This is a genomic window from Helicobacter sp. 11S02596-1 (genome assembly GCF_002272825.1).
Classification (GTDB): Bacteria; Campylobacterota; Campylobacteria; order Campylobacterales; family Helicobacteraceae; genus Helicobacter_J.
Map to the genome: position 1 here is coordinate 20,811 of NZ_MLAM01000007.1, position 24,646 is coordinate 45,456.

Annotated in this window: 25 protein-coding genes and 1 pseudogene; 17 read left to right on the plus strand and 9 right to left on the minus strand. The window is 41.3% G+C overall.

What is annotated here, in order from left to right; translation table 11 throughout:
- Position 1: 1 nt before the first annotated feature.
- The 5 genes from BJI48_RS05285 to traF are packed head-to-tail and all read left to right on the plus strand — an operon-like array spanning position 2 to position 4,936.
- Positions 2-1,219 (plus strand): HD domain-containing protein, encoded by a 1,218-nt coding sequence (locus BJI48_RS05285; RefSeq protein ID WP_095332682.1) that lies wholly within the window; start codon positions 2-4, stop codon positions 1,217-1,219.
- Positions 1,219-1,983 (plus strand): flagellar biosynthetic protein FliR, encoded by a 765-nt coding sequence (gene fliR / locus BJI48_RS05290; RefSeq protein WP_095332684.1) that lies wholly within the window; start codon positions 1,219-1,221, stop codon positions 1,981-1,983. Before BJI48_RS05285 ends, fliR begins: the two co-directional genes overlap by 1 nt.
- A 9-nt stretch (positions 1,984-1,992) precedes the next feature.
- Positions 1,993-3,219: a molybdopterin molybdotransferase MoeA gene (locus tag BJI48_RS05295; protein ID WP_095332686.1), complete on the plus strand. Its 1,227-nt coding sequence runs from the start codon at positions 1,993-1,995 to the stop codon at positions 3,217-3,219.
- A 12-nt stretch (positions 3,220-3,231) separates the two neighbouring features.
- Positions 3,232-3,648 carry a universal stress protein gene (locus tag BJI48_RS05300; protein WP_095332688.1) on the plus strand — a complete coding sequence of 139 codons (417 nt, stop codon included), beginning with the start codon at positions 3,232-3,234 and terminating at the stop codon, positions 3,646-3,648.
- Between the two features lie 40 nt (positions 3,649-3,688).
- Positions 3,689-4,936 carry a conjugal transfer protein TraF gene (gene traF / locus BJI48_RS05305; RefSeq protein ID WP_095332690.1) on the plus strand — a complete coding sequence of 416 codons (1,248 nt, stop codon included), beginning with the start codon at positions 3,689-3,691 and terminating at the stop codon, positions 4,934-4,936.
- A 276-nt stretch (positions 4,937-5,212) separates the two neighbouring features.
- On the opposite strand, the gene rplS is transcribed toward traF, so the two are convergent.
- The 6 genes from rplS to ffh form a co-directional block, all read right to left on the minus strand.
- Positions 5,213-5,569: a 50S ribosomal protein L19 gene (gene rplS, locus BJI48_RS05310; RefSeq protein ID WP_095332692.1), complete on the minus strand. Its 357-nt coding sequence runs from the start codon at positions 5,567-5,569 to the stop codon at positions 5,213-5,215.
- Entirely contained in the window at positions 5,559-6,272 is a 714-nt protein-coding gene (trmD, locus tag BJI48_RS05315; RefSeq protein ID WP_095332694.1) for a tRNA (guanosine(37)-N1)-methyltransferase TrmD, read from the minus strand. Before trmD ends, rplS begins: the two co-directional genes overlap by 11 nt.
- Positions 6,272-6,877, minus strand: a complete 606-nt coding sequence (rimM, locus tag BJI48_RS05320) for a ribosome maturation factor RimM (protein ID WP_095332696.1) — start codon at positions 6,875-6,877, stop codon at positions 6,272-6,274. The genes trmD and rimM overlap by 1 nt, the downstream gene beginning before the upstream one ends.
- Complete coding sequence (locus tag BJI48_RS05325) at positions 6,861-7,112, minus strand: KH domain-containing protein (protein WP_095332894.1); 252 nt, start codon at positions 7,110-7,112, stop codon at positions 6,861-6,863. The genes rimM and BJI48_RS05325 overlap by 17 nt, the downstream gene beginning before the upstream one ends.
- 4 nt (positions 7,113-7,116) lie before the next feature.
- Positions 7,117-7,350: a 30S ribosomal protein S16 gene (gene rpsP, locus BJI48_RS05330; RefSeq protein WP_095332698.1), complete on the minus strand. Its 234-nt coding sequence runs from the start codon at positions 7,348-7,350 to the stop codon at positions 7,117-7,119.
- A 151-nt stretch (positions 7,351-7,501) separates the two neighbouring features.
- Positions 7,502-8,866, minus strand: a complete 1,365-nt coding sequence (ffh, locus tag BJI48_RS05335; RefSeq protein WP_095332700.1) for a signal recognition particle protein — start codon at positions 8,864-8,866, stop codon at positions 7,502-7,504.
- A 186-nt stretch (positions 8,867-9,052) separates the two neighbouring features.
- Between ffh and BJI48_RS05340 the strand changes: the two genes are divergently transcribed.
- The gene (locus tag BJI48_RS05340) at positions 9,053-9,487 is read left to right on the plus strand and encodes a Fur family transcriptional regulator (protein ID WP_095332702.1); all 435 of its coding nucleotides are present in this window, start codon (positions 9,053-9,055) and stop codon (positions 9,485-9,487) included.
- 215 nt (positions 9,488-9,702) lie between these two features.
- On the opposite strand, the gene uvrC is transcribed toward BJI48_RS05340, so the two are convergent.
- Entirely contained in the window at positions 9,703-11,589 is a 1,887-nt protein-coding gene (uvrC, locus tag BJI48_RS05345; protein WP_095332704.1) for an excinuclease ABC subunit UvrC, read from the minus strand.
- On the minus strand, positions 11,589-12,044 hold the full coding sequence (locus BJI48_RS05350; RefSeq protein ID WP_095332706.1) for a hypothetical protein: 456 nt from the start codon (positions 12,042-12,044) through the stop codon (positions 11,589-11,591). The genes uvrC and BJI48_RS05350 overlap by 1 nt, the downstream gene beginning before the upstream one ends.
- A 140-nt stretch (positions 12,045-12,184) precedes the next feature.
- On the opposite strand from BJI48_RS05350, the gene BJI48_RS05355 reads away from it, so the two are divergent.
- From BJI48_RS05355 to BJI48_RS05365, 3 genes are all read left to right on the plus strand, one after another.
- Entirely contained in the window at positions 12,185-14,221 is a 2,037-nt protein-coding gene (locus BJI48_RS05355; protein ID WP_095332708.1) for an FUSC family protein, read from the plus strand.
- 14 nt (positions 14,222-14,235) lie between these two features.
- Positions 14,236-14,958: an NYN domain-containing protein gene (locus BJI48_RS05360; RefSeq protein ID WP_095332710.1), complete on the plus strand. Its 723-nt coding sequence runs from the start codon at positions 14,236-14,238 to the stop codon at positions 14,956-14,958.
- A gap of 153 nt (positions 14,959-15,111) precedes the next feature.
- Positions 15,112-15,504, plus strand: coding sequence for a DoxX family protein (locus BJI48_RS05365; RefSeq protein ID WP_095332712.1), 393 nt, complete (start codon positions 15,112-15,114; stop codon positions 15,502-15,504).
- Between the two features lie 526 nt (positions 15,505-16,030).
- Here BJI48_RS05365 and htpG read toward each other — a convergent pair.
- A complete protein-coding gene (htpG, locus tag BJI48_RS05370; protein ID WP_095332714.1) occupies positions 16,031-17,893 on the minus strand; it encodes a molecular chaperone HtpG in 1,863 nt (620 codons plus the stop codon).
- Between the two features lie 325 nt (positions 17,894-18,218).
- On the opposite strand from htpG, the pseudogene ureA reads away from it, so the two are divergent.
- From ureA to BJI48_RS05410, 8 genes and pseudogenes are all read left to right on the plus strand, one after another.
- Positions 18,219-18,964 (plus strand): annotated as a pseudogene (ureA, locus tag BJI48_RS05375) (urease subunit alpha).
- Positions 18,906-20,615 carry an urease subunit beta gene (gene ureB / locus BJI48_RS05380; protein ID WP_095332718.1) on the plus strand — a complete coding sequence of 570 codons (1,710 nt, stop codon included), beginning with the start codon at positions 18,906-18,908 and terminating at the stop codon, positions 20,613-20,615. Before ureA ends, ureB begins: the two are co-directional and overlap by 59 nt.
- Positions 20,616-20,694: 79 nt before the next feature.
- Positions 20,695-21,207 carry an AmiS/UreI family transporter gene (locus BJI48_RS05385; protein ID WP_095332720.1) on the plus strand — a complete coding sequence of 171 codons (513 nt, stop codon included), beginning with the start codon at positions 20,695-20,697 and terminating at the stop codon, positions 21,205-21,207.
- 13 nt (positions 21,208-21,220) lie between these two features.
- Positions 21,221-21,754, plus strand: coding sequence for an urease accessory protein UreE (ureE, locus tag BJI48_RS05390; RefSeq protein ID WP_095332722.1), 534 nt, complete (start codon positions 21,221-21,223; stop codon positions 21,752-21,754).
- A complete protein-coding gene (locus BJI48_RS05395; protein ID WP_095332896.1) occupies positions 21,747-22,424 on the plus strand; it encodes an urease accessory protein UreF in 678 nt (225 codons plus the stop codon). The genes ureE and BJI48_RS05395 overlap by 8 nt, the downstream gene beginning before the upstream one ends.
- 21 nt (positions 22,425-22,445) lie before the next feature.
- Positions 22,446-23,051, plus strand: a complete 606-nt coding sequence (gene ureG, locus BJI48_RS05400) for an urease accessory protein UreG (protein WP_095332724.1) — start codon at positions 22,446-22,448, stop codon at positions 23,049-23,051.
- Complete coding sequence (locus BJI48_RS05405) at positions 23,048-23,824, plus strand: urease accessory protein UreD (RefSeq protein ID WP_095332726.1); 777 nt, start codon at positions 23,048-23,050, stop codon at positions 23,822-23,824. The genes ureG and BJI48_RS05405 overlap by 4 nt, the downstream gene beginning before the upstream one ends.
- Positions 23,825-24,041: 217 nt before the next feature.
- Positions 24,042-24,524 (plus strand): DUF1648 domain-containing protein, encoded by a 483-nt coding sequence (locus BJI48_RS05410; RefSeq protein ID WP_095332728.1) that lies wholly within the window; start codon positions 24,042-24,044, stop codon positions 24,522-24,524.
- Positions 24,525-24,646 lie beyond the last annotated feature (122 nt).

Sequence of the window (24,646 nt, forward strand, 5' to 3'; positions counted from 1 at the left end):
AATGGAGGACACAAAACCAAAGCTTGTAAAACCAAGACTAAAATCCTCGCTTTTACGGCGTTTGTTTATCGCAGCGTCGATACGCAGGTGGAATGATCAAGCCTGCCCGGTGGAGTTTGTTGAGCTCGATAAACAAGCGCACAAGATGGTTATTGCGTATTTATTGGCTCGCTATGAAGAGCAAGAGCGGGGCATTGCGATCGATTGGGAAAAATTGATTTTATATTTTTGTTTTGAATTTTTTGCCCGTGTGGTTTTGACAGACATCAAACCGCCCGTTTTCCACGAACTCCAAAAACACCACCAAACCGAATTAGCCATTTATGTGATGGACGCCCTCAAAGATGAATTAGGTGCATTTGAATTTTTTGAAACAATGCGAGATTATCTCCGCACCTCTCAAACGCCTATTGAAACCCAGATTTTGCGTGCGGCACATTATTATGCTTCCAAATGGGAATTTGATATTATCTACCATTTCAACCCCCATATGTATGATGTCAAAAATATCAAAAAAATCATTGATGATGAGGTCGAGGAGCATTATCATCTCTGCGGGATTCAAAAAATCGTGATGTTTCAAAAAGTCTCTGAACTTGTTACGATGTTTGGGCAATTGCGTTTTCAAAAACGCTGGAGTCAGACCCCAAGAGTGCCTGCTACAAGTGTTTTGGGGCATACGCTGTGCGTGGCTATCAGTGCGTATCTTTTGAGCTTGGATATGGGGGCTTGCAAGCAAATGCGTATCAATCACTTTTTGTGCGGGCTTTTTCACGATCTCCCAGAGATACTTACCCGTGATATTATTTCGCCGATCAAACGCAGTGTTATCGGGCTTGATGAGCATATCAAAAAGATCGAAGAACAGGCGGTGCGCACCAAAATCCTTTCGATCGTCCCGCCTAATATCGCCGAAGATATTGTTTATTTCACCCAAAATGAATTTAGTAATCGCTATAAAGTCGAGTGTTTTACACGGGTCGCAAATAGTGGGGTAGAGCTGATGGAAAACTACAATAGCGATGGTTTCAATCCCGTATATGGGGAGTTTTTGAAGATTTGTGATAATTTGAGTGCGTTTTTGGAAGCACGGATTTCTATCGCCCACGGCATTTCTAGTGCTGAACTTGTCAATGGTGCAGATGAGATCTTTAAAAAATGCCACAAAAGCGTGATTAACGGCATAGATTTGGGTGCGATTTTTAGGGATTTTGTCTGATGGAACTCTTAGCAAGCCTTACTGATGGGAATGTTGGTGTTTTTTTGCTTTTGTTGTTGCGGTTTTCGGGTATTTTTGCATTTTTTCCATTTTTTGATAATCAGCTTGTGCCTGTGGCTGTGCGTGGGGCGTTGAGTTTTTTTATGGCGTTGTTGTTTTTCCCTATAGTCCCGCATACCCCGTTTGCATTCACATTAGAGACCTTTCTTTTGGCTGGGGCGATGGAGTTGATGTTGGGATTTGTGGCTTCGCTGGTCTTGCAGATTGTTTTTAATGCCATCGCTTTGGCAACTGATAGCATTAGTTTTTCGATGGGTTTGACGATGGCAAGTGCTTACGATCCGATTTCAGGTGCGCAAAAATCCATCGTGGGGCAAGTGATTGCCTTGCTTGCGATTGTTTTGGCTTTGGCGGTGAATTTCCATCATTTTGTGTTTTTGTTTATCGCCCATACGCTTTCAAGTGTCCCTTTAGGGGAATTTGTGCTGAGTCAAGATATGATTCTTTATCTCATCAAGGCATTTGGGAATATGTTTCTCATTGGTTTTGCGATGGCATTCCCGGTGTTGGGGTTGATACTTTTGAGCGATATTATTTTTGGTATGATTATGAAAACCCACCCGCAGTTCAATCTCTTGGCGATTGGGTTTCCTGTCAAGATTGGCATTGCATTGGTGGTGATTGTTTTGGTTATCCCAGCGATAATGTTGCGTTTCAAAAATGAATTAAATGCGGCTTTTTTGGCGCTGAATCGATTGTTTTAAAGGAAAAAAATGGGGAAGATTTCATTTCAAGAAGCACAAAAATTCAATTATGATTTACCAATCCCGGAATTAGAGATTATCCAAAAGAGTATTTATGAGGCTTGCGGGGAGATTTTAGCAACAGATATTATTTGTAGCAAGCCCTTGCCAGCGTTTGATAATTCTGCGATGGATGGGTATGCCATCAAAAGCTCGGATTTGGGAAAACACATTCGGGTTGTAGGCAAGATTTTAGCAGGAGAGGATGTCTCAAATCTCGAGGTTAGCCCAGGGACTTGCGTGAAAATAATGACAGGGGCGATGATCCCAAAAGGCGTGGATGTCGTCGTGCCTTTTGAAAATGCCACACAAGTAGATGGGGAGTTTGTCTTGTTGCCTGATTGCTTTAAGGCAGGGGCAAATATCCGCTTGCAGGGTGAGGAAAAATCTTTGGGGAGTTTGATTGCCAAAAAAGGAGAAAAACTCACTTACGGGCTGGTCGCTTTGATAGCTTCTCAAGGGATTTTGAATATCGGTGTTTATGAAAAACTCAAAATCGGGGTCTATGCTACCGGTGATGAGATTATCGAGCCGGGTGAAACGGCGGGCGAACATCAAATTTATAATGCTAATTCGGCGGGCATTGTGTCGTTGTTGCGCTCTTATGGGCACGAGGTGGTGTATTTAGGCGTTTTGAAAGATTCTTTGGAGGCATATGCGAGCGCGATGGCTGGTTTTGGGGATTTTGATGTGGTGATTACGAGCGGTGGGGCGAGTGCTGGGGAGGCAGACTTTCTTGAAAAATCCTTGTGCGAGCAGGGGGGAAATATCATCTATCATCGTATCAATATCAAACCCGGACATCCCTTGATGGTAGCGAAATTGGGAAAAACTATTGTGTTTGGGCTTCCGGGAAACCCGCTTAGTGGTTTGTTGGTTTTAAACGTGATGGTTATTCCTGCTTTGGAGCGCCTAAGAAAGGCTAATGCGTATTATCCCAAAGCTATTTGCACCCATCTTAAAGAATCTTTGAAGCTCAAAAGCGGGCGGGTCAATATGGTTTTGGGTAGTTACAAAGATGGGGAGTTTTGCCCCTATAATGGCGGGAAATATGGCTCTGGAATGATTGAGGCGATTCGCTGGAGTAATGCGGTGGCTTTGATGGGCGAGGGAGTGAGCCACGCACACGGGGATATCAAGGTCTTACCTTATGTTATGGAATTTTCTGATACAATGAATCACTTTATCAATGAATGAAAGGATGTAAAGATGACAAAATTATTATTTGGCGTGAGCGATACTGAGGAGTGTAGGCGGGCGATCAAAACCATTATTCATTTATTTGCAAATCGAGGCGAGATTGAACTCACACTTTTGCACGTTACCCCTGAGGTGTTGGTGTATGCTGAAAGCGGGATTGTTGATTATGGGACGATCGAAAACATCGAGAAAGAAAGATCTAATGAAATCTTGGATGAATTTGAAAAGACATTCCAAAAAGATGGTATCGCTTGCCAAAAAATCCTCAAAACAGGCAATCCGATTGATGTTGTTTTAGAGATTGCTGATCAATATGATTTGTTGGTGATTGGGGCAAGCGAATCTTCGTTGTTGCATCGGATTTTCAATTCCCATCAAAATAGCTTTATCAATTCTTCTCCCATCCCTGTTTTGGTGGCGAAATAGTCGGCATATTTTCTTTGAGTCGCATTCAAGGAGACACGAAATGAAAAAGATTTTTTTCTTTGCCGGCGTTGTCTTTGCCCTCAATCTGGACGCTTTGGAGTTTGGAGGTATGGGGAATGTTTCAGCTGGGATGGGCGGGGCAGGTGTAGCGCTCAAGGCTTCTCCCTATGGGCTTTATTATAACCCAGCGCTTTTGAGTGCGGACAATAAAACGAAATTTGGCTATAGCATTGGCGTGCAATATCGTCAAAAAAACATCGATAAACTTGCTAATCTCGATCTTGCAAACATCGCTACTTCCCCGAAAGATATGCAAACGCTCCAAGATGTCCTCAAAGATAATCATCTCAGTATCACCAGCCAAAATGGCATTGTTTTCCAGCTCTCTTCTGCGGTGGTGCGTGAGGAGTTTGGGTCGCTTGCGGTGGGGATTTTTGGGTCTTTGTATGCAGGCGTTTCTTTGAATGCTGATCCCAATCGTATGGCTTTGATTGTTGAAAATGGCGGGAAGTATTACAAGGTTGGACCTAATGGTTTGGGTGGAGAGACAACAGAAGATGACTATAAACAGCATTCCATTGTCTATGCACTGCAACAAGGCGATGCCCATAAAATCGTAACTTCTTCGTTTATCCTCTCTGAAATCCCGCTGGGTTATGCCAAAACTTTTTATTTCAAAAATTCTAATCTCAATCTTGGTATCGCAGCAAAATATATGAGCGGTATCAATGCGAGGCAAGATATTTATCTAAGCAATCATCTCGATTTGCCCAAAGAACTCAAAAAACTCAGTGGCGGTGGGAATTATGAGCTGGCTAATACGTTTGGCGTGGATTTGGGGATGATGTATGAGATTGATTTCCCGAAGTTTCGTTACCTCACATTTGGCGTGGTGGCAAAAAATATCAACTCCCCGACATTCAAATACAGCTCGGGGAATATCGTCATCAAGCCCCAATATCGTGTCGGTGTGGCGTATAATGAGCGGTTTTTTACCCTCGCTTTTGATGCGGATATTTTGCCTAATGAACTGCTGAATTTTAATTATGAAAAACAACAAAGCCAGATGATTGGCGGTGGGGCAAAATTTGATTTGAAATACCTTGATTTGCGTGCCGGGGCGATGGTTGATATCCGCCAAAAAGATGGCTTGATACTCACAGGCGGCGTTAATATACTCGGATTGTTTGATATTGCCTTGCAGAGTGGGACAAAAATCGGCGAGGCAAAAGGCTATAAAGTTCCAAGATATTTAAACCTCAAAATCGGCGGGAGCTTTTCGTTTTAGATCAAGGCTCTAAGGTTTTTTGTTTGGGTATTTGGCGAAATAGTCAAGGTATCTTAGAATAGTATTTTAAAAAATAATAGCAGAGTGGATTTTGCAGAATATAGGATTTGAGGGCTATTTTTTAAGATTTTTTAGTTGGGATAGGCAGAGGTGATTTAACATCGGATTTAAGCCACAGCAAAGATTTTGAGCCATCAATCGCGATATGATTTTTGATAAACTACAAAGATATGCAACCTGGCTGAAGCTGGCATTTTGGGCGCAAGTAAAGCTTTATTATTTTCTAAGCTCTTTGATCCTTGCAGATTTACCTTTTCGATCTCGCAAATAATACAACTTCGCTCGCCTGACCCTACCGATCCTTAGCACATCAATGCTTTCTAGGCTTTCGCTATAAATCGGGAAAGTTTTTTCTACACCGATATTGTTTGCACCCATTTTTCTGATGGTAAAGGTTCTATCTACGCCATTGCCACGAATAGAAATGCAGATACCTTCAAAATACTGGATACGGCTTTTTTCGCCTTCTTGGATTTTTATCCCTAGTTTGATGGTATCGCCGGCTTTAAATACGGGGACTTTTTTATCGCCAATTTGGGATTTTTCAAAATTCTCGATATATCTATTTTTCATTATGCACCCTTTTTATTGCTTTCCATTTTTGATACAAATCTGGTCTGAAATATTTTGTCTTCAAAGTTGCCAGATTATTTTTTAAGTCGGCAATTTTACTATGATTTCCCTTTGAATACTCTGAAGGCGGGAGAAAATTTTGGAATTTTTTTTCCAAATCCATTGCTCGTGAAAAATTTGGCGCTTCTAATAGATGGGATTCAAAACTTTCTCCGATTAAAGATTGCGGGTTTCCCAAAACCCCTGCGATCTGTCTGGAAATGCTATCACACAGGCACAATGCGGGCAATTCCCCGCCTGTCAAAACAAAATCCCCGATACAAAATACCTCATCTGCACACATTTCAATGGAGCGCTCATCAAACCCCTCATAACGCCCGCAAACAAAGACAATATGCTCTTTTTTAGCCAATCGGATCGCATCAGCTTGGCAAAAAGGCTTCCCCGCTGGTGTTAGGAAGATGACGTGCTTGGGATTGGCAATTTCACTGATGGCACAATCAATCAAATCAGGTCGCAAAACCTGCCCCGCCCCGCCGCCAATTTGGGGATAATCGGCTTTTTGGAATCGATCATTTGCATAATCCCTAAAATTGATAGTGTGGATTTGGATCAGATTTTTTTCGATAGCATTTTTAAGGATAGAGTCCTCAAAATAGGAAGTGATGAGGCTAGGAAACAAACTCAAGAAGCTAAAACGCATCAACTTGCCTCTAAAATGGCTTTTGCCCCTTTGGTAAGGATGATCTTTTGCTCCAGAGAGGTTGTGAGGATAAACTGCTTGATATAGGGTATCATAAATGTCTTGCCAAGCCCTTGAGAGCGGAGTTTTTCAGAAGTTGTTACCAATAGATAGTCGATTTGCCCAATGCGCTCAATCGCACGGACCTCACCAAGATTCTCATCATCTTCTAGCACCTCACAACCGATCACATCAAACCAAAAATATTCATCTGTCCCTAAATGGCAATGCTTCTTTGTGTCCTCTAGGCTCGCATAAGCGATGCAATGGCAAAGCATTTTGGCTGCATTAATATCGTGTATCTCTTTGAAGAAAATCACCGAATTTTGTGGGTTGAAACTTTTAATCGTATAAATACGTGAGATTTGTGAAGCGACAGCGTATTTTGAGGGTGATTTGAGTGTGAGTTGGAGATTTTCTTGGATGCTTTGGGGAAAATCACTTGTTAGATGGAACTTCAAACCACCATTCAAACCGATAGTTTTGCCAATCTTCCCGACTTCAATGAGAGTCTCCACAACAGGAGCTGGGGCGGTAGAGGGAGCGGGATCACTGGGTGTTTTCATTTGCCTGAACAACAACACGATAGGTAAAGCCGTCTTTTGCTTTTGCCCCTGAAATAAACGTCTTGATAGCCCCAATCATCTTGCCATCTTTGCCGATGACCCTGCCGATATCAATGATAGAAGTATGGATGACAATATCCTTGCACCCATCTTCGCTCACATTCAGAGAAATGCGCACATCATCGGGGCGCTGGACAATCTTTTTGACATAATCTGCTAAAAATTGATCGACCATAAGGTTATTTGCTTGAAGATAATTTGGCAACTCTTTCGCTCATTTTTGCCCCTACGCTTTTCCAGTAGTTGAGTCTTTCAGTATTGATTCGGACAGCTGCGGGCTCACTAAGTGGGTTGTAATAACCGATAGATTCGATCCATCCACCATCTCTTCTTTTTCTTGAATCGGTTACTACGACACGATAAAAAGGTTTTTTCTTTCTTCCCATTCGGGTTAATCTAATCACTGTTGCCATATGTTTTGCTCCTTTTGAAATACTTAAAAATTTATATTGCGATGATTGAGAATCCCCAAGCGCTATGCAATTGTCATTAATATAGCCCCAGTTATCCCAAGCGTTAAAAAGCCTAAATTATACACAAAAACATCTCGTTTTTGAATTAAAATCAATAATTGTTTGTTTTTCCTTTCATCTGCCCCATCATTTGCATTAATTCTTGCATACCACCTTTGGAGCTGAGGCGTTTTGCCATCTTAGAAGCATTATCAAATTGTTTCACGATTCGGTTGATGTCGCTGACTTCAAGCCCGCTTCCTAGGGCGATTCTTTTGCGACGACTCCCATTGAGAATATCAGGGTCATCTCGCTCTTTTTGTGTCATTGAATGGACCATCGCTTTGATTTTTTTCACCTCACTCGATGTATCTAAATCGACATTTTTCAGCGCCCCTGCCATATTCCCAAGACCCGGAATCATCGAGACAATCGAACTCATCGAGCCGAGTTTTTTGATATTTTCGATCTGGTTGATAAAATCAGTAAAAGTAAATTGCCCTTTTTTGAGTTTTTTGCTGATAGTTTTGGCTTCTTGTTCATCCAAAATACTCGCTGTTTTTTCTGCGAGCGAGGCGATATCGCCTGCACCCATTAGCCTAGAGATAATCCTCTCAGGGATGAAAATATCCAAATCAGGAATCTTCTCCCCACTCCCGATGAAACGCAACGGGATACCTAGCTGGTAGGCGATAGAAAGGGCAATACCCCCCTTAGCATCGCTATCAAATTTACTCAAGATGACCCCCGTGATACCGATTTCTTGGTTGAAAGTATCCGCACTTTTGACACCATCTTGACCGCTTAGAGAATCGGCGACATAAAATATCTCGTGTGGCGATAGGGCGTTTTTGATCGCTTTGAGTTCTTCCATCAAGGCTGTATCGATGGCTAATCTCCCCGCAGTATCGACAATCATCACATCGTATTGGGAGCTGATGGCTTTTTCTTTGGCAGCTTTGGCGATCTCTAAGGGCGTAGGATTGGCAGGAGTGCTTGCAGTTGTGTTTTCGGGTTTGAAAATATCGACTTCGATCTGGTTAGCTAGCTGGGTGAGCTGCTCCACAGCTGCCAAACGCGCGAGATCACAAGCGACCAGCAAGACTTTCTTGTTTTTTGTTTTGAGATAGTTGGCAAGTTTAGCAGATGTTGTGGTCTTGCCACTCCCTTGAAGCCCGCTCATCACGATAATTGTCGGGGGTTTGCTCGCATAGGTGAAGCCATAATTGCCATTGGTATTTAAAATCTCTTGCAAGCTGTTTTGCAGAGCGTTTAAAAAATTTTGTTTGCCAATGCCAGCTTGTTTGGTTTGTGCCTCAATATTTTTTAGCAATTCCTTGGTAACTTTGTGATGGACATCGTTTCGCAACAGCGATTTTTTGAGCTCATCAAGGGCTTTTGTGAGCGATTTTTCATCATCATTGAAACGGATTTTATTCAGGGCAGTTTTGAATGATTCACTAAGTGTGTCAAACAATTTCAAACTCCTTAAGTTGTGAATTGTGGGATTAAAATCCTAACATTTTACAAAAAATCAACTTGAAACCAACTTGAAATCAGCTTTGGTTGGGCTGAAAACTCTATTAAAAGTTTTTGGTTATAATCTTTATGAATACATAAAACATTTGAATTACTTAATTTATTTATATCAAAGAGGATAGAAATGATGAATTTTGAAGCTAGTTTGAAAGAGAAGAATCTTAAAGTTACCCCTCAGAGAATAGCTATTTTAAAGGAGATTGAAAAAAATGGGCATATTAGTGTTGATGATGTTTATGAAAATATCAAAAAGGACTACCCATCAATCTCGCTAGCAACGGTTTATAAGAACATTGCGGCTTTGTATGAGGTCAATATCTTGCGTGAAGTCAAAGCCCCCGCACAAAAGCAACGCTATGAATTGAGCTATGATCATCATATCCACGTCGCTTGCGGTAAATGCGGGAAGTTGGAAGATATTCGTGTGGATATTTCAGCGATTTCAGATGAATGTGCCAAGATAAGTGGCTATGCCCTATATGACACATCCGCAGTTTTTATCGGCATATGCCCGGAATGTGCTGCCAAAGAGAAAAATAGAAAAAACAAATTGTCTTGATAGTTTTTATTCGTTTTGTTTCTATTATTGGTTTGGCTTGAAAGATTAAATCTCAAGATTACTTATTTTATTTTCATTAGGATTTGGCTTGTCAAATCCTAAAATTGCCTGCTATGCTTGTATCAGGATGGCTAGATTACTTTTTTATTTTATTGTTTAAAATCTGGATTTTTCGTTAGGATAGGAAACCAGAAATAACCTATCTCAAACCAAATCTAATCACACAAGCCCACCCTTTTGCCCAAAACCTGCTCGAGTTCTTCAGGGCTGGCATTATCTATCGCTTCAAAACTCCCAAAAAAGTCAAGCAATTTTTTTACACTCGCTTTTCCAATGCCTTTTTGCTCCAAAATAGAAACTTTTTGCATATCTTTTTGCTTTTTTTGCCTATGGTAGGTGATGGCATAGCGGTGGGCTTCATCACGGAGTTTTTGGAGAAATTGCAATCTTTTGTCGCTAGGTTTGAGAGAAAAAGAGGTATTGAGTGTGTATAACGTGTCTTTGGCGCTCCCTTTGGCTCGGTGAGCTTTTGTATCGATTTTTTCTTTGGCAATGCCGATGACTTCGACATTGCTAGCACTGCTTTCAAGGATTTCTTTGGCTAGATTGATCTGGGCTTTGCCCCCATCGATGACCCACAGATGGGGCGGGGGATTGTTAGCAAAATCACCCACACGTCGCAAGAGCATTTCACGCATTTGAGAATATTCATCTTGCGTGCTGAGATTGTAGCGCCTATAAGCGTCCTTGATAAAGTCCATATTTTCATACACCACCATTGCGCCCACTGGGTTTGTCCCTGCGTGGTGGCTGGTGTCAAATACCTCGAACCGATAAGGCACAGAGGCTAATTCAAGCAAATCTTTGAGATCGCTAAGCAACATATCTTCGGCATAACTCCGATTACTCTGTAATCGCAGGATTTCTTTGGCGTTTTTGAAAGCCAAAGAAATGAGGTCTTTTTTCTCGCCTTTTTGCGGGGAGAGGATGGGAATTTTTTTGCCGGTTTTTTGGAGGAGAAAATCTTGGAGTTCTACCATATCTTCTGGCACCCCGATATGGGGCAATAGGATTTGGCTCGGCGGGAGCGGGACTTCTTCTTGGTAGTGATTGATGATGGCTTGCTTATAGATGGAATTTTCATCAAAACCGCACTCGGATTTGAGGTGTTCAAAATTTGAAGACACGATTTTGCCTTCTCGCATAAAAAGCTTGATTAAAATCGCATTTTTACCCTCTGAAACCAGAGCAAAAACATCAAGATCATAAAGCTTTTTGAGATCGATTTGTGAAAAACTCTCAATCCCACCAAGCTTTTTTATCCTATCTCTGTAGATGGTGGCTTCTTCAAACCGCATCATTTCAGAGAGTGAGAGCATTTTTGCTTCCAACAATGCGATGAGCTTATTTTTGTTTTGGATAAGTGCGATGGTTTCATTGATGGTGGCGTGGTAAGCCTGCGGGGTGATTTTGCCCTCACAGGGGGCTGGGCAACGCTTGATTTGATAAAACAAGCAGGCTTTTTTGCCACCCGCACAGCTTTTTTTTTGCACCAAAGGCAAAAGCTCATAAAGGCTCTCAAGTATCTCTTTTGCCCCTGTTGTATAGGGACCAAAATATTTGATCGCCTTTTTCTTGATGATTTTTCTTGTGATCGCTGGTGTGGGAAAATCTTCGGACATATCGATGTAGATATAAGGGTAGGTTTTATCATCACGCAAGAGGATGTTGTATTTTGGCTTGAGTTGCTTGATGAGCGAGTTTTCAAGGATGAGGGCGTCTTGTTCGTTTTGAACCAAAATCGTCTGGATAAACGCGATTTGAGAAACCATCATTTGGATACGAGGGCTTGTTTTTGGGTTGGGTGCAACCTCTGTGGGGGATAGTTTGAAATAGCTTTTGATACGATTTTTGAGGTTTTTGGCTTTGCCGATATAAAGCAAGCGGTTTTTGTGATCAAAATATTGATACACGCCACTGCTTGTAGGGAGATTGGCAATCCTTTGGGCGAGGGAATCAATAGGCGAATCAGCGGGCAAATCAATAGGCAAATCGGCGAGGGGATTATTGCCTGGGGGGATTTGGCTTAATGGTGTTGGCATTAGTCTTGTTCTTGATTTTCTAAGATGATTTTTCTGATGGATTCAAATGTTTTTTTGAGTGTCTCATCACGTGCTTTGTTTTCAAAATCACCTTTTGCGTGCTCTTTGTAGCAAACGATTTTGGGGATGATGACAGGCTGGGTGTAAAAATTGAGTATATTTTTGGGCACAAAGGCTTGAATATATACATCAGGTGAAAAATTTGGAAACCTATCGGCATAGGTTTTTAAACTCTCTCTTATATCCTTGCAATTATAATGGTTAAACTCAAGCGCATAACTGGGATGATTAAAAGCAAAAAGTAATTTATTGTTTTTGTGCGTGATATACAAGAGTGCCTCCCGCATTTTTAGTGGCAAAAAAAGCTTGAGTTTTTCGAGCTCATTGCGTGCTTGGAGTTTTTTAAAATGGGGTTTATTTCTGATAATGGAGATGATATCTTGAGAGCTTTTCATATAGTGATTTTAGCATATTTGTTGTTGGTGTTTGCTGGGTGTGGCTATAAAGCGCCGCCGTTTTATAAGACATCATTTTTGCAAAACCAATCCCCTTCTGCACAGATATAATCGTTTGTAATATGTGAGAGGAGAGGGGTTTGGGACAGCTTTGGGTAAAAACATTTTTTAAAAACCATATTTTGCGGTATATCCATCTTTATGATCCGGGTTATTTCAGCCTCATCTATGCTATCAAAACCCTCATCGCTGTTTTTTTAAGCATTATTATTAATGTCTGGCTTTTTGGTCCTACTATCATCGTGTGGGCGGGTTTGTTGCCGATATATATTTATTTTCTCAATATCTTGATGGGGGATAAAGAAACCAAAATAACCTACTTGGTAGTGTTTGTTTTGCTGAGTTGTTTGGCTGTTTTGGTTTTTAGTCTGGTAGCGCATTTTGGAGTGTGGCTGTTTTTGCCCGTGATGATTTTTACCTTTATCGTAGGGATTTCAGGGGCTTATAGCCCAGATTTGCAAAAAACACTCAATATGGTCTTAATCAATGCTCTGGTTGCGTGCATTTATGTAAATTCTGGCGTTTCTATCAGTCTCAAAGATGAAGTTTTGACTATTTTTTTGGGCGGGATGAGTGGCATTTTTATGCTATTTTTTGCCTCATTTGGCAAATATGGGAAATTCACCAAAAAGAATTTTCCCTCTTTGTTGTTTAATTTAAAATTGATGATTCAAAACATCGCCCGCCCGAGCGATTACATCAAAATCAGGAATCAAACACTCGCCCAAATCAATGCGATCAAATATATCCTAAACTCCCAAGCTGGGAAAATCAAAGACCCTCATATCATCAAAAACACCAAAAGAACGCTGTTTTATCTCTATCGTATCGAAGATATTTATCATTCTATCAATTCGATTCACGATGATTTGAGTTCCAAGAAAGCTAGAGGCTCGTTTTATTCGGTCCAACAAGAAATCATCTATAATCTTGGCGAACTTGCCAAAATGTTTGAGGGGCATCGCCCCAAGCTCGCCAAAAAAGCTTTGGAAGAAGTGCTTAGCACAGACGCCAACAAAGTTTTTGTGAATGCAGCAAGGATCATTTATAACAAAATGGAATCTTTTCGCAGGGGCGGGGAAGAGGAGGCTTATTTGGCAGGCTTTGTGCCGAAAAAAACCTTTGCAGATATACGCAAGGCAATGCACTATGCCAACCCGATTTTTCGCTATTCGCTCAAATACGCCCTTGTGCTTGGGGCGAGCATTTTTATTGCCAGGCTTCTAAAAATCGATCACGGCATATGGATTGCCCTCGGGGCGATTGCGATCATCAGACCCAATCTCGGGAGTATCAAAGATATTGGCAAAGAATATTTTTTAGGCACGTTTGCAGGGCTTCTTGTGGGAATTTTGTTGGTGATTTTATTTGAGCAAACGCTTGTGTTTTACCCACTATTTTTGGTGGTGTTATTTTTGTTTATTTATCTGAAAGTCTATCCATATTCGCTATGGTCTGCGGTAATGATGGTCGCATTTGTGATGTTGTTTGCGATGTTGCGAGAGGATTTTCTTGGACTGATTTTTGATAGATTTTTAGATATTTTGATTGGTTTTGCGGTGGTGTTTGTAGCATTTTGGTTTTTGTGGCCAAAATACAGCCGGGATGATATGCTACCCCTCATCAAAAATAGCATTTCCCTGCTCGATAAGCTCACGCATATGGTTTTGCAAAGCCTAGAAAATAATGCGATAAAAAGCAGGGAATTTTTAACCCTCCAAAGTGAATTTTTCAATCAATATAGCCTTTTGAGTGGCTGTATCCACGAGGCAAAAAAAGAAAATTTGGATTCAAATGAAGACATTGCGAATGCTTTCAAAACCCTGAAATTCATTGATCTCCTCAACCAAAATACGCACAAGCTTTATGATTATCTGTTAAACTTGCCTAAAAATGAGCGTGAAGACGATAAAGAAATCTTTGAAAATGACATCAAATTGCTTGCGACCCGATACGAAATGCTTTTGAAGCTGATGGATGGGTTGCCGTTTTATTTCAAAGAAGAAAAAGATGGTAGATTTTTGGGGATGGAAGAAAAATTTAGTATGATGACAGATGATATTTTTAGGTTGCAAAATCAGCTTTATATAAGCATTTTGTCGAATCTCAAGCATTAAAAAACGGAGAAAAAATGGGTATTAGAGAAAAAGAAAGAAAAAAAGTAGCTTTATTTATTGATTGTGAAAATGTGAGTTACAAGCTCATTGATGATATTATGGAGCGGCTCGCAGAGGTTGGAGAGGTTTGTGTCAAAAAGGCTTATGGGGATTGGCGGAGTTCGGGGATAAAAAGCTGGGAAGAAGCGCTCATCAAATATTCCATCGAACCTATCCATATCATCACGGGCAATCGCAACGGCGATGGCGGGAAATCTGGGAAAAATTCTTCCGATATTAAAATCACCATCGATGTCATCAATACGCTCCATTCAGGGGTGATGGAATGTATTGCCTTAGCCACTAGCGATAGCGATTTTGCGCCATTGGCTCAAGAAATCAGGACCAAAGGAATCCCTGCGATTGGCTTTGGAGAAAAAAAGGCTCGAGAGGATTTTCGCAAGGCATTCACAAGTTTTGAAGAACTTGGTATCGCCTTGCCAATGGACCCCCAGCTCTCAAAAGACAGAATGCTTATCAAGCTCCTCAAAGAAGCTGTGGAATCCACCTCAAGCGATGATGGCAAATCGCTCGTTTCACGGGTGGGGCTATGGATAAAAAATAATTATTTCAAGTCCGCTTCTTCATATGGGAGAGACGGCTGGGGCGATGTTTTTAAAGCCTTGCCGGAATATTTTGATGTAACCTATAGCGGGGTGAATAACAGCGTGATGAGCGTGCAATACCGCAAAAGATAAATAAACCTCGCTTGTATGCGAGGCTTGCCCTCACTTTTTTAAATAAAAGTAAAATAATTACGCTATATTTTTGCACTTATCAAAAGCTTTTTGTAATATAATATCGCCAACTTAATGCGTTAAGTTATCATAAAAATACAAAAGGAATCATTGATGTTTGAAGATATTGGAAAATTGGTTTTGAGGCTAAATGTCGGGATTTTGATGCTTTTTCACGGGATTACTAAAGCAGTCAATGGCATCGGCGGTGTTGAAGCGATGATTACAGGGATGGGAATGCCCGCTTTTGTGGCCTATGGGGTTTATTTGGGCGAGATTCTAGCCCCGATAATGCTGATTTTGGGATTTCGTGTCAAGCTCGCTTCCATATTGGTGATTTTAACGATGTTGATGGCGATTTTTGCGGTAACTTCTGGAAATATTTTTGCTATCAATCAAACCGGTGGTTGGGTCATTGAACTCCAAGGGCTTTATTTATTTGGGGCGTTGGCGATTTTCTTTTTGGGTAGTGGGCGTTTTAGCTTTGATCTCAAAAAAGGCAATTAGTTTTTGGGATTTTCCAAAAAAGAATTGATGAACGACTACCTGTGAGCGATCTTCAGGTTTGTTGTCAAACAAACCGAGTAAAATATAATGTTTTTTGGTCTCCTGTCTTTTTAGCAAGCTGCCCGCCACCTTGCAACCATCGGGTGGGTGGGTCAGAAACCCACTGCACGCCCCCTTAGTGGGTCATGGGTCAGATGACAGAGCGTAGTTGGCTGGGTTTGTTGGTGGATAAGATTTCCAAACCTTAGAAATTTTACCCACCCGCCCCAAGTTGATGAGGCAAGCGTTAGCTTGACCATAACCCAATCCTTTAGGAACAGGAGGAGCGTTAAGCCAAAGCCAACTGCTTGGCTTAACTAGCTCCGCACGGCGATGCGTTTATGCTCCGATAGGAGCATAGCATATGCCCATACTTTAGGAGCGAAGCGAGGCTTCGCCTTGCGTAGCGATCTTCAGATTCACAACGTGAATCGAGCAAAAATAATGTAGCGGTCTTCAGGTTTGCAAAACAAACCAAGCAAAAATATTAAAGCGTTTTTAGAATCGTATTGTTGAGTCTGTCTGAAAAATCCTTTGCATTATCTAGCGAGCCTGATTCCAAAAGTTTTGCTGCAGCAAACAACAGATGGGCGACATCTGATAGCAATTCTTTATCATCTTTGTCTTTGAGTTTTTGCAAAATTGGGTGATTGGCATTGATTTCGAGTGTTTTTTTCTGAATGGGTGGCTCTTGCCCCATTTGTCGCATTAGATTTGCCATCATCGCATTTTGTTCCTCGCCTACGAGTGCAGCTGGAGAAGTTAGCGAGGTAGAGAGGCTCACATCTTTGATGGACTCGCCCAATGCCTCTTTGAAAGTGGCGATAAGCTTTTCAAATGACTTTTTCACATCTTCGCTGAGCTCATCAATACCGAGTTCTTTGAGCGTTTCAGATGCGCTTGCATCTTTGAGTGGCACGCCATCATATTCACCCACACCCGGTATCACAAAGCTATCGACCTCATCGCTCATCAACAAGACTTCATAGCCTTTTTGGGCGTATTTTTCAAGTATCGGGGAGGCTTTGAGAAGCTCAAGATTTTCCCCAATAATATAATAGATACTCTTTTGACCCTCTAGCATTCTCTCTTTGTAGGTTTTCAGCGAAACATTGCCATCATTTTTGGAGGAAGCAAATCGCAAAAGATTTAAAATCTTTTCTTTATTTTCATAATCGCTATAAAGCCCCTCTTTGAGCACCCTGCCAAATTGGGTATAAAATTTTTCATATTTTGCTTCATCTTTGGCGATATTTTCAATCTCGCCTAGTATCTTTTTGACAGAGGCTGAACGGATATTCGCAAGGATTTTGTTTTGTTGCAAAATTTCCCTGCTGACATTTAAGGGCAAATCCTCACTATCAATCACACCTCGCACAAAACGCAGATATTGGGGCAAAAGCTCCTTGTCATCATCAGTGATAAACACCCGTTTGACATAAAGTTTCACACCCGATTTGTAATCAACGCGGTAAAGGTCAAATGGCGCAACGCTAGGGATAAAAAATAATGTCGCATACTCGAGCGTCCCCTCGACTTTGCTATGAACCCAAGCCATCGGTTCGGTATTATCGTGGGCGAAGCTTTTGTAAAATTCTTTGTAATCTTCATCTTTGAGATCGTTTTTGCTTATTTTCCAGATCGCCTTGGCGGTGTTGATTTGGGATTTTTTGTCTTCTTGGATTTCTTTTTTATCCTCGCCTTCCCCTTCAAATTTTGTCTCCGTATAGCTGAGATAAATCGGGAATGGGATATGCTCGGAGTATTTTTTGACGATATTTTCTATCTCCCAGCGACTTGCAAAATTTGCGTCTTCATCCTTGAGATAAAGCGTGATTTGTGTGCCTTGAGAATCCTTTTTGCAAGGTGAGATTTCATATTCGCCTTTCCCATCACTTATCCACGTATAAGCCTTGTCTTCACCAGCTTTTTTGCTCTGGACTATGACCTTATCAGCAACCATAAACGCCGAATAAAACCCAACGCCAAATTGCCCAATAAGTGCAGAATCTTTTTTCTTATCCCCGCTAAGTGAAGCCAGAAAATTCTTTGTTCCTGATTTAGCAATCGTGCCGAGATTGGCGATGAGTTCTTCTTCATTCATCCCAATGCCGTTATCTTCTATCGTGAGGGTTTTTTTCTTTTCATCAAAGCTTAATTCGATTTTGGGCGTGAATGCCAAATCCTTGAGCGTTGGATCGGTAAGTGTGAGATAGTTGAGTTTGTCGAGTGCGTCGGAGGCATTTGAAATCAACTCACGCAAAAATATTTCTTTATGCGAATACAGCGAATGGATCATCAAATCCAATAATTGGTTGATTTCGGTCTGAAAGGTATGTTTTTTACTCATCGGTAACTCCTCAAATGAATGTTTTTGAATATTTGGCAATTATACCATACAAATGATAAATTTAAAAAACTCTTACTTTATTAATATAAATATTATTTAGTGTTATTATATAAACTTTCATTAGTAGCACAACACTAATAAATTACAAAAAATATTATAAATCTTAGATAGATAATAATCATACGCCCGTATTCTACGTATTTTCAAGCCCAAAAAAATATATGAATTTTTTGTCAATTTTTTGACAAGTATTAACAAATTAGTCTTAGAATTGTGACTCGATCTAGCGAGAAAGCTACTTCAGAAAATTTCACAAGGAGAAACGATGAAACTCAATCCAAAAGAGTTAGACAAGCTAATGCTCCACTATGCTGGAGAATTAGCCAAAAAACGTAAGGCAAAAGGCATCAAACTCAATTATGTCGAAGCGGTCGCTTTGATCAGTAGTGAGATTATGGAACTCGCACGTGAGGGCAAAAAGAGTGTTGCTGAGCTGATGAGTGAGGGCAAAAAAATCCTCAAAGCTGAAGATGTCATGGATGGTGTCGCCAGTATGATTCACGAAGTAGGGATTGAAGCGGGCTTCCCCGATGGAACGAAGCTTGTAACCATTCACACCCCTATCGAAGACAATGGCAAGCTCACGCCGGGTGAATTTATCCTCAAAGATGGCGACATCACCATCAATGAAGGCAAGAGTGCTATTGAAATCAAAGTTACCAACAAAGGCGACCGCGCGATTCAGGTTGGCTCACACTTCCATTTCTTTGAGACCAACAAGCTTTTGGAATTTGACCGAGAAAAAGCCTATGGCAAAAGACTTGACATCCCTTCAGGGACATCGGTGCGATTTGAACCTGGCGAGAGTAAAACCATCGCTTTGATTGAAATAGGTGGCAATCAAAGAACATTTGGTTTCAACAATCTCGCCGACGCACAAGTCAATGCAGATAACAAACACATAGCAATGCAAAATGCAAAAGCCAAGGGCTTTGCTAAATAAGGAGCGATTATGACAAAAATATCAAGAAAACAATATGCCTCAATGTTCGGTCCCACCGTGGGCGATAAGGTGCGATTGGCAGATACAGAATTATTTGCTGAGATCGAAAAAGACTATACAACCTATGGCGAAGAACTCAAATTTGGCGGTGGCAAAACCCTGCGTGATGGGATGGCTCAAAGCGTTAGTTCAGATTCTAGCGAGCTTGATTTGGTCATCACCAATGCGATGATTATTGATTATAACGGCATTTACAAAGCCGACATCGGTATCAAAGATGGAAAAATCGCTGGTATCGGCAAAGCAGGCAACAGGGATATGCAAGATGGCGTTTGTGGGAATATGACCGTGGGTGCAGCTACAGAAGCACTCGCAGCTGAGGGGATGATCATCACCGCTGGGGGGATTGACACGCATATCCACTTTATTTCTCCCCAACAAATCCCTACAGCCCTATACAGCGGTATCACCACGATGATTGGCGGGGGAACAGGGCCAGCTGATGGGACTAATGCTACCACTTGCACCCCGGGCAAATGGAATCTCAAAGAAATGATCCGTGCTGCTGAAGAATACACAATGAATCTGGGATTTTTTGGCAAAGGCAATAGCTCCAATGAAAATGCGCTTGCTGAACAAATCAAAGGCGGGGCTTTGGGATTAAAAATCCACGAAGATTGGGGCGCGACTCCTTCTGTCATCAATCACGCCTTGAATGTGGCTGAAGCCTACGATGTGCAAGTGGCTATCCATACCGATACGCTCAATGAGGCCGGTTGTGTCGAAGATACCATCAAAGCAATTGGTGGGCGAACTATCCATACTTTCCACACTGAAGGCGCTGGCGGTGGGCACGCACCTGATATCATCAAAATCGCTGGAGAGCCTAATATCTTGCCGGCTTCGACAAATCCTACGATTCCATTTACCAAAAATACCGCCGATGAGCATATGGATATGTTGATGGTTTGCCACCATTTGGATAAAAAAATCAAAGAAGATGTGGCGTTTGCTGATTCTCGTATCCGCCCTGAAACCATCGCAGCAGAAGATGCGCTCCACGATATGGGAATCTTTTCGATCACGAGTTCAGATTCTCAAGCAATGGGACGTGTGGGTGAGGTCATCACACGCACCTGGCAAACAGCTGATAAAAACAAAAAAGAATTTGGCAGGCTAAAAGAAGAATGCGGTGATAATGATAATTTCCGAATCAAGCGCTACATCGCCAAATACACCATCAATCCTGCTATCGCGCACGGCATATCTGAGTATGTGGGTTCTGTTAGCGTGGGTAAATACGCTGACCTTGTGATGTGGCACCCCGCATTTTTTGGTATCAAGCCTGATATGATCATCAAATGTGGGATGATTGCTGGGGCGAGGATGGGGGATGCGAATGCGTCTATCCCTACGCCTGAACCTGTGATTTATCGTGAAATGTTTGGACATCACGGCAAAGCCAAATTTGATACTAGCATTACTTTTGTTTCCAAAGCTGCTTACGAAGAGGGTATCAAGGAAAAATTAGGGCTTGATAGGGTGGTTCTCCCTGTGAAAAACTGCCGTAATATCACCAAAAAAGATATGAAAAACAACGATGTTACCGCCCATATTGAAGTCAATCCTGAAACCTATGAAGTCAAAGTCGAGGGCAAAAAGGTAACTTCCAAACCAGCAGACAAACTCAGTCTTGCCCAGCTTTATAATTTGTTCTAGTTGTGTCTGTTTTGGATTCTCCCCTCTTTGCCTTTCTTGGCAGGGGCGGAGAAAATCAATTTAATTAAAAAGGATAAATATGTTAGGACTTGTATTGATGTATGTTGCGATTGTGCTGATGAATAATGGTTTTTGTCGTTTGATGAAAGCCGATGGCAAAAGCACCGCCGTAATGAACGTATTTGCAGGCTTGCTTTCTGTAATTGCTAATGTTATCATCATTATTCACGGGGATTTTGAAAATAACATCACCGATTTATACGCTGCTGCGACAGGATTGCTCTTTGGTTTTACCTACCTCTTTGTGGCTGTGAATAATATCTGGAATCTTGATTGGCGACCTTATGGTTGGTATAGCTTATTTGTAGCTATCAATGCCATCCCAGCTGCCTATCTTAGCTATGCAAGTGGCACGGATGAAGGGTTTTGGTTTGCTGTGATCTGGGCGCTATGGGGTATTTTGTGGCTTACTGGCTGGATTGAAACCGTTTTGAAAAAAGAATTGCCTTTTGTGCCTTATCTTGCGATTTTTGAAGGTATCTTTACGGCTTGGATTCCTGCTTGGCTTATCATCACAGGGCATTGGCTCTAAGAGGATTATTCCAATGCTTATCACCCACCTCAAAGGAAATCTCTACGATAAAGACATATCAGGATTTCAGATCGATTATGTCGATCTGGAGTGGTATGATACAAGAAAAAAAATCGCAAGATGGCAGACCCAAAATAAGCAAGAAATCGCCATCAAGCTCGCAGACGCACCCAAAATGGGGTTATGCGATGGGGATATTCTCTTTGAGGAGGGCAAAAACATCATTGCTGTGAATATCTTGCCAACGGAGGTGCTTTGTATCTATGCGCATACGCCTGCAGAAGTGGCAAAGATTTGCTATGAAATCGGCAACCGCCATACGGCATTATTTTTTGGGCAAAATGAATTTGAATTTAAAACGCCATTTGAAAAACCTATCCAAGTATTGCTGGATAAACTCGGTATTAAAAATACCATTTTAAGTTCAAAGCTCGATTCTGCCAAGCGTATTTCAGTGAGTATGGCACACGCCGAACCCAATTTTACGATCAAAGCAAGCCCGGATTTCACAATCAAACTTTTGGGAGAAAAAATTGACAATCAATAAAGACTTTTTGCTTTTACAAATCAATGACGCGTTGTTTCCTATCGGGAGCTATACGCATTCTTTTGGGCTAGAATCTTTCATCCAAGCCCAAGAGGTCAAAGACGCTTCAAGTGCGCTTAGCTACCTGGAAGCCAATCTTTATAGCCCATTTCTCACCACCGAACTTTTAAGCCTCAAGCTTGCGTATTCCTATGCGAAACAAAATGATTTAAACGCTATTTTTGAGATCGAAGAATTGGTCTGTGTTTCGACCTCCCCGATGGAATTGCGCTTGGCTAATCAAAAGCTGGGGAATCGATTTTTAAAAACCATCAATACCCTCTCCTTGCCTACCAATGATTTGTTTCAAAGCTACCTAAAGGCGAGCGTTTTCCCTACTCATTCGAGTGCTTATGGGGTGTTTTGTGCTTGCGTGGGATTGGAGCTAAGCCCTGCCATCTCGCACTATCTCTACGCACAAAGTTCCAATATGGTAACGAATTGCGTCAAAACCATCCCGCTTTCTCAAAATGATGGGCAAAAAATACTTTTGGCACTCCACGCCACATTTGAGGCAATCAAGAAAAAACTTGACACGCTTGATTTAGCCCATCTATGCGTTTCTAGTATCCATAATGACATCAAAGCAATGCAACACGAGGTGCTGTATTCTCGACTTTATATGTCTTAAATCTCAAAAAAAGGATAAAAAATGGTAAAAATCGGTGTATGCGGTCCTGTCGGGAGTGGCAAAACTGCCTTGATCGAAGCTTTAACACGATTGATGGCAAAAGACTATAGTATGGGCGTGATCACTAATGACATCTATACCAAAGAAGATGCGGAGTTTATGAGTAAAAATTCCATCCTGCCTCGTGAGAGGATAATTGGTGTGGAAACTGGCGGTTGCCCCCATACGGCGATCCGTGAAGATGCCTCGATGAATCTGGAGGCGGTGGAGGCAATGCAGACAAGATTCCCCGATATTGAGATATTGCTTATCGAAAGTGGCGGGGACAATCTTTCGGCGACTTTTAGCCCGGAGCTGGCTGATTTTACGATATTTGTCATCGATGTGGCTGAGGGAGACAAAATCCCTCGCAAAGGCGGGCCAGGAATCACCCGATCGGACTTGCTTATCATCAATAAAATCGATCTTGCCCCTTATGTTGGGGCTGATTTGGGCGTGATGGAGCGCGATAGCAAAAAAATGCGTGGGGAAAAGCCTTTTATTTTTACCAATATCCGAGCAAAAGAAGGTTTGGACGATGTGATTGCTTGGATAAAGAAAAACGCGCTGCTGGAAGATTTGCAATGAATCCTTACGCCCAAGATACGAAGCTCTATTTAAAAACCAAAGTCGGGCAAAATGGAAAATCCATCATTGAAGATGTTTTTTTCACACCACCTCTCAAACTGATGTCGCCTTTTTATGAAGAAGAAAATATCGCCAATATTATGCTAATATCGGTGAGTGCGGGAATGATGGCGGGTGATTATCAAGAGATGGATTTTGCTATCGGCAAGGACTGCAAAATCAAACTCACCTCCCAGAGCTTTGAAAAAATCCACAACACCCAAGAGGGATTTGCCCGCAGAGATACAAAAATAGCTGTGGGCGAAAATGCGCTGTTTGATTTTTCTCCCTTGCCTATTATTCCCTTTGGCAATTCGGATTTTCGGGGGATGACAACGATCCATCTAGCAGAAAATGCCGGCTTGCTTTATAGTGAAATCATCGCTGCGGGCAGGGTGAGCAGGGATGAGATTTTCAAATTCAAAAATTTCGCCACCACGCTTAAGATTTATCGTGAAAATAAGCTGGCATTTTTTGACAATACGATTTTAGACCCCCAAAGCCTTGACCTTAGCAATATGTGTATGTTCGCTATTTATACGCATTATCTCAATCTGCTCGTTATGTATCCAGATATTCCCATAGAAACCCTCCGTGAGCTCATCAGTGCCTATGACCTCAATGGCGGGGTTAGCGAGATTTATGGCGGTGGGCTGTGTCTCAAAGCGCTTGGCAATGGATCAGAAGAACTCATCAAACTACGTGAAGATGTTGGGAGATTATTTTTTGCTTGATATACTGCGCGGTCAAGAGAATTCACGTAGTGAATCAAGTAAAAAAATAATGAAAACCTTAGAAACCTATCTCGAACGCACAAGCCAAAGGCTTGGCTGACGAGATGGTTACTTTAGGAGCGAACGGGGGCTAAGCTCTCGTGAGTGATCTTCAGATTCAGTTTTTAATAAACTGAATCGAGTAAACATAAATGAGTAAAAAATATAGGGGGTGGCAATGGTTAAATGGCAAGCAAAATATAAGTTTAAAAAAATAAATAATATTTTAGATATTTTAACGTTTATTTATATTATTGTATCTATTATTACAATTATTTTTTTATGGATGAATGCGCCCGATAGGATACCAGTTCATTATGGGTTTGATGGCAAAGCCAATGCATATGGGTCTAAAAATGCTATATTTATCTTATTGGGACTTTTAGTCGTAGCATATATGGCAATAAAATTAATAAGTAATTATCCAAATAAATTTAATTATTTAATTCCTATAACTGATTTAAATAGAGAAAAACAATATAATATTGTAGCTACTTTTATGAGAATTTTAAATTTAGAAGTAATAAGTTTATTTTTTTACCTAAGTATGCAGTCTTTAATGGAAAAGACAAATGTTTCGAGTTTGGAAATTTTGGGATTTTTGGCAATTATATTTGCAACAATTGCAGTTCAAATATTTGTTAGCCTAAGAAATAGATAACTTACCTCATTTCTAAAGCGTTTTGACCTGCCCGCCCGAGTGATGAGTAGCTAACACAGGGTCATCAACCCGTTTTCATAGGTTTTTGTTTTGGAAATGCCCTTTCAAACCCAGTTCGCTAT

Excerpts from the sequence above, each read along its gene's own strand:
- BJI48_RS05285 (WP_095332682.1), top strand. The coding sequence starts at position 2 with ATGGAGGACACAAAACCAAAGCTTGTAAAACCAAGACTAAAATCCTCG.
- fliR (WP_095332684.1), top strand. The coding sequence starts at position 1,219 with ATGGAACTCTTAGCAAGCCTTACTGATGGGAATGTTGGTGTTTTTTTG.
- BJI48_RS05295 (WP_095332686.1), top strand. The coding sequence starts at position 1,993 with ATGGGGAAGATTTCATTTCAAGAAGCACAAAAATTCAATTATGATTTA.
- BJI48_RS05300 (WP_095332688.1), top strand. The coding sequence starts at position 3,232 with ATGACAAAATTATTATTTGGCGTGAGCGATACTGAGGAGTGTAGGCGG.
- traF (WP_095332690.1), top strand. The coding sequence starts at position 3,689 with ATGAAAAAGATTTTTTTCTTTGCCGGCGTTGTCTTTGCCCTCAATCTG.
- rplS (WP_095332692.1), bottom strand. The coding sequence starts at position 5,569 with ATGAAAAATAGATATATCGAGAATTTTGAAAAATCCCAAATTGGCGAT.
- trmD (WP_095332694.1), bottom strand. The coding sequence starts at position 6,272 with ATGCGTTTTAGCTTCTTGAGTTTGTTTCCTAGCCTCATCACTTCCTAT.
- rimM (WP_095332696.1), bottom strand. The coding sequence starts at position 6,877 with ATGAAAACACCCAGTGATCCCGCTCCCTCTACCGCCCCAGCTCCTGTT.
- BJI48_RS05325 (WP_095332894.1), bottom strand. The coding sequence starts at position 7,112 with ATGGTCGATCAATTTTTAGCAGATTATGTCAAAAAGATTGTCCAGCGC.
- rpsP (WP_095332698.1), bottom strand. The coding sequence starts at position 7,350 with ATGGCAACAGTGATTAGATTAACCCGAATGGGAAGAAAGAAAAAACCT.
- BJI48_RS05340 (WP_095332702.1), top strand. The coding sequence starts at position 9,053 with ATGATGAATTTTGAAGCTAGTTTGAAAGAGAAGAATCTTAAAGTTACC.
- uvrC (WP_095332704.1), bottom strand. The coding sequence starts at position 11,589 with ATGCCAACACCATTAAGCCAAATCCCCCCAGGCAATAATCCCCTCGCC.
- BJI48_RS05350 (WP_095332706.1), bottom strand. The coding sequence starts at position 12,044 with ATGAAAAGCTCTCAAGATATCATCTCCATTATCAGAAATAAACCCCAT.
- BJI48_RS05360 (WP_095332710.1), top strand. The coding sequence starts at position 14,236 with ATGGGTATTAGAGAAAAAGAAAGAAAAAAAGTAGCTTTATTTATTGAT.
- BJI48_RS05365 (WP_095332712.1), top strand. The coding sequence starts at position 15,112 with ATGTTTGAAGATATTGGAAAATTGGTTTTGAGGCTAAATGTCGGGATT.
- htpG (WP_095332714.1), bottom strand. The coding sequence starts at position 17,893 with ATGAGTAAAAAACATACCTTTCAGACCGAAATCAACCAATTATTGGAT.
- ureB (WP_095332718.1), top strand. The coding sequence starts at position 18,906 with ATGACAAAAATATCAAGAAAACAATATGCCTCAATGTTCGGTCCCACC.
- BJI48_RS05385 (WP_095332720.1), top strand. The coding sequence starts at position 20,695 with ATGTTAGGACTTGTATTGATGTATGTTGCGATTGTGCTGATGAATAAT.
- ureE (WP_095332722.1), top strand. The coding sequence starts at position 21,221 with ATGCTTATCACCCACCTCAAAGGAAATCTCTACGATAAAGACATATCA.
- ureG (WP_095332724.1), top strand. The coding sequence starts at position 22,446 with ATGGTAAAAATCGGTGTATGCGGTCCTGTCGGGAGTGGCAAAACTGCC.
- BJI48_RS05405 (WP_095332726.1), top strand. The coding sequence starts at position 23,048 with ATGAATCCTTACGCCCAAGATACGAAGCTCTATTTAAAAACCAAAGTC.
- BJI48_RS05410 (WP_095332728.1), top strand. The coding sequence starts at position 24,042 with ATGGTTAAATGGCAAGCAAAATATAAGTTTAAAAAAATAAATAATATT.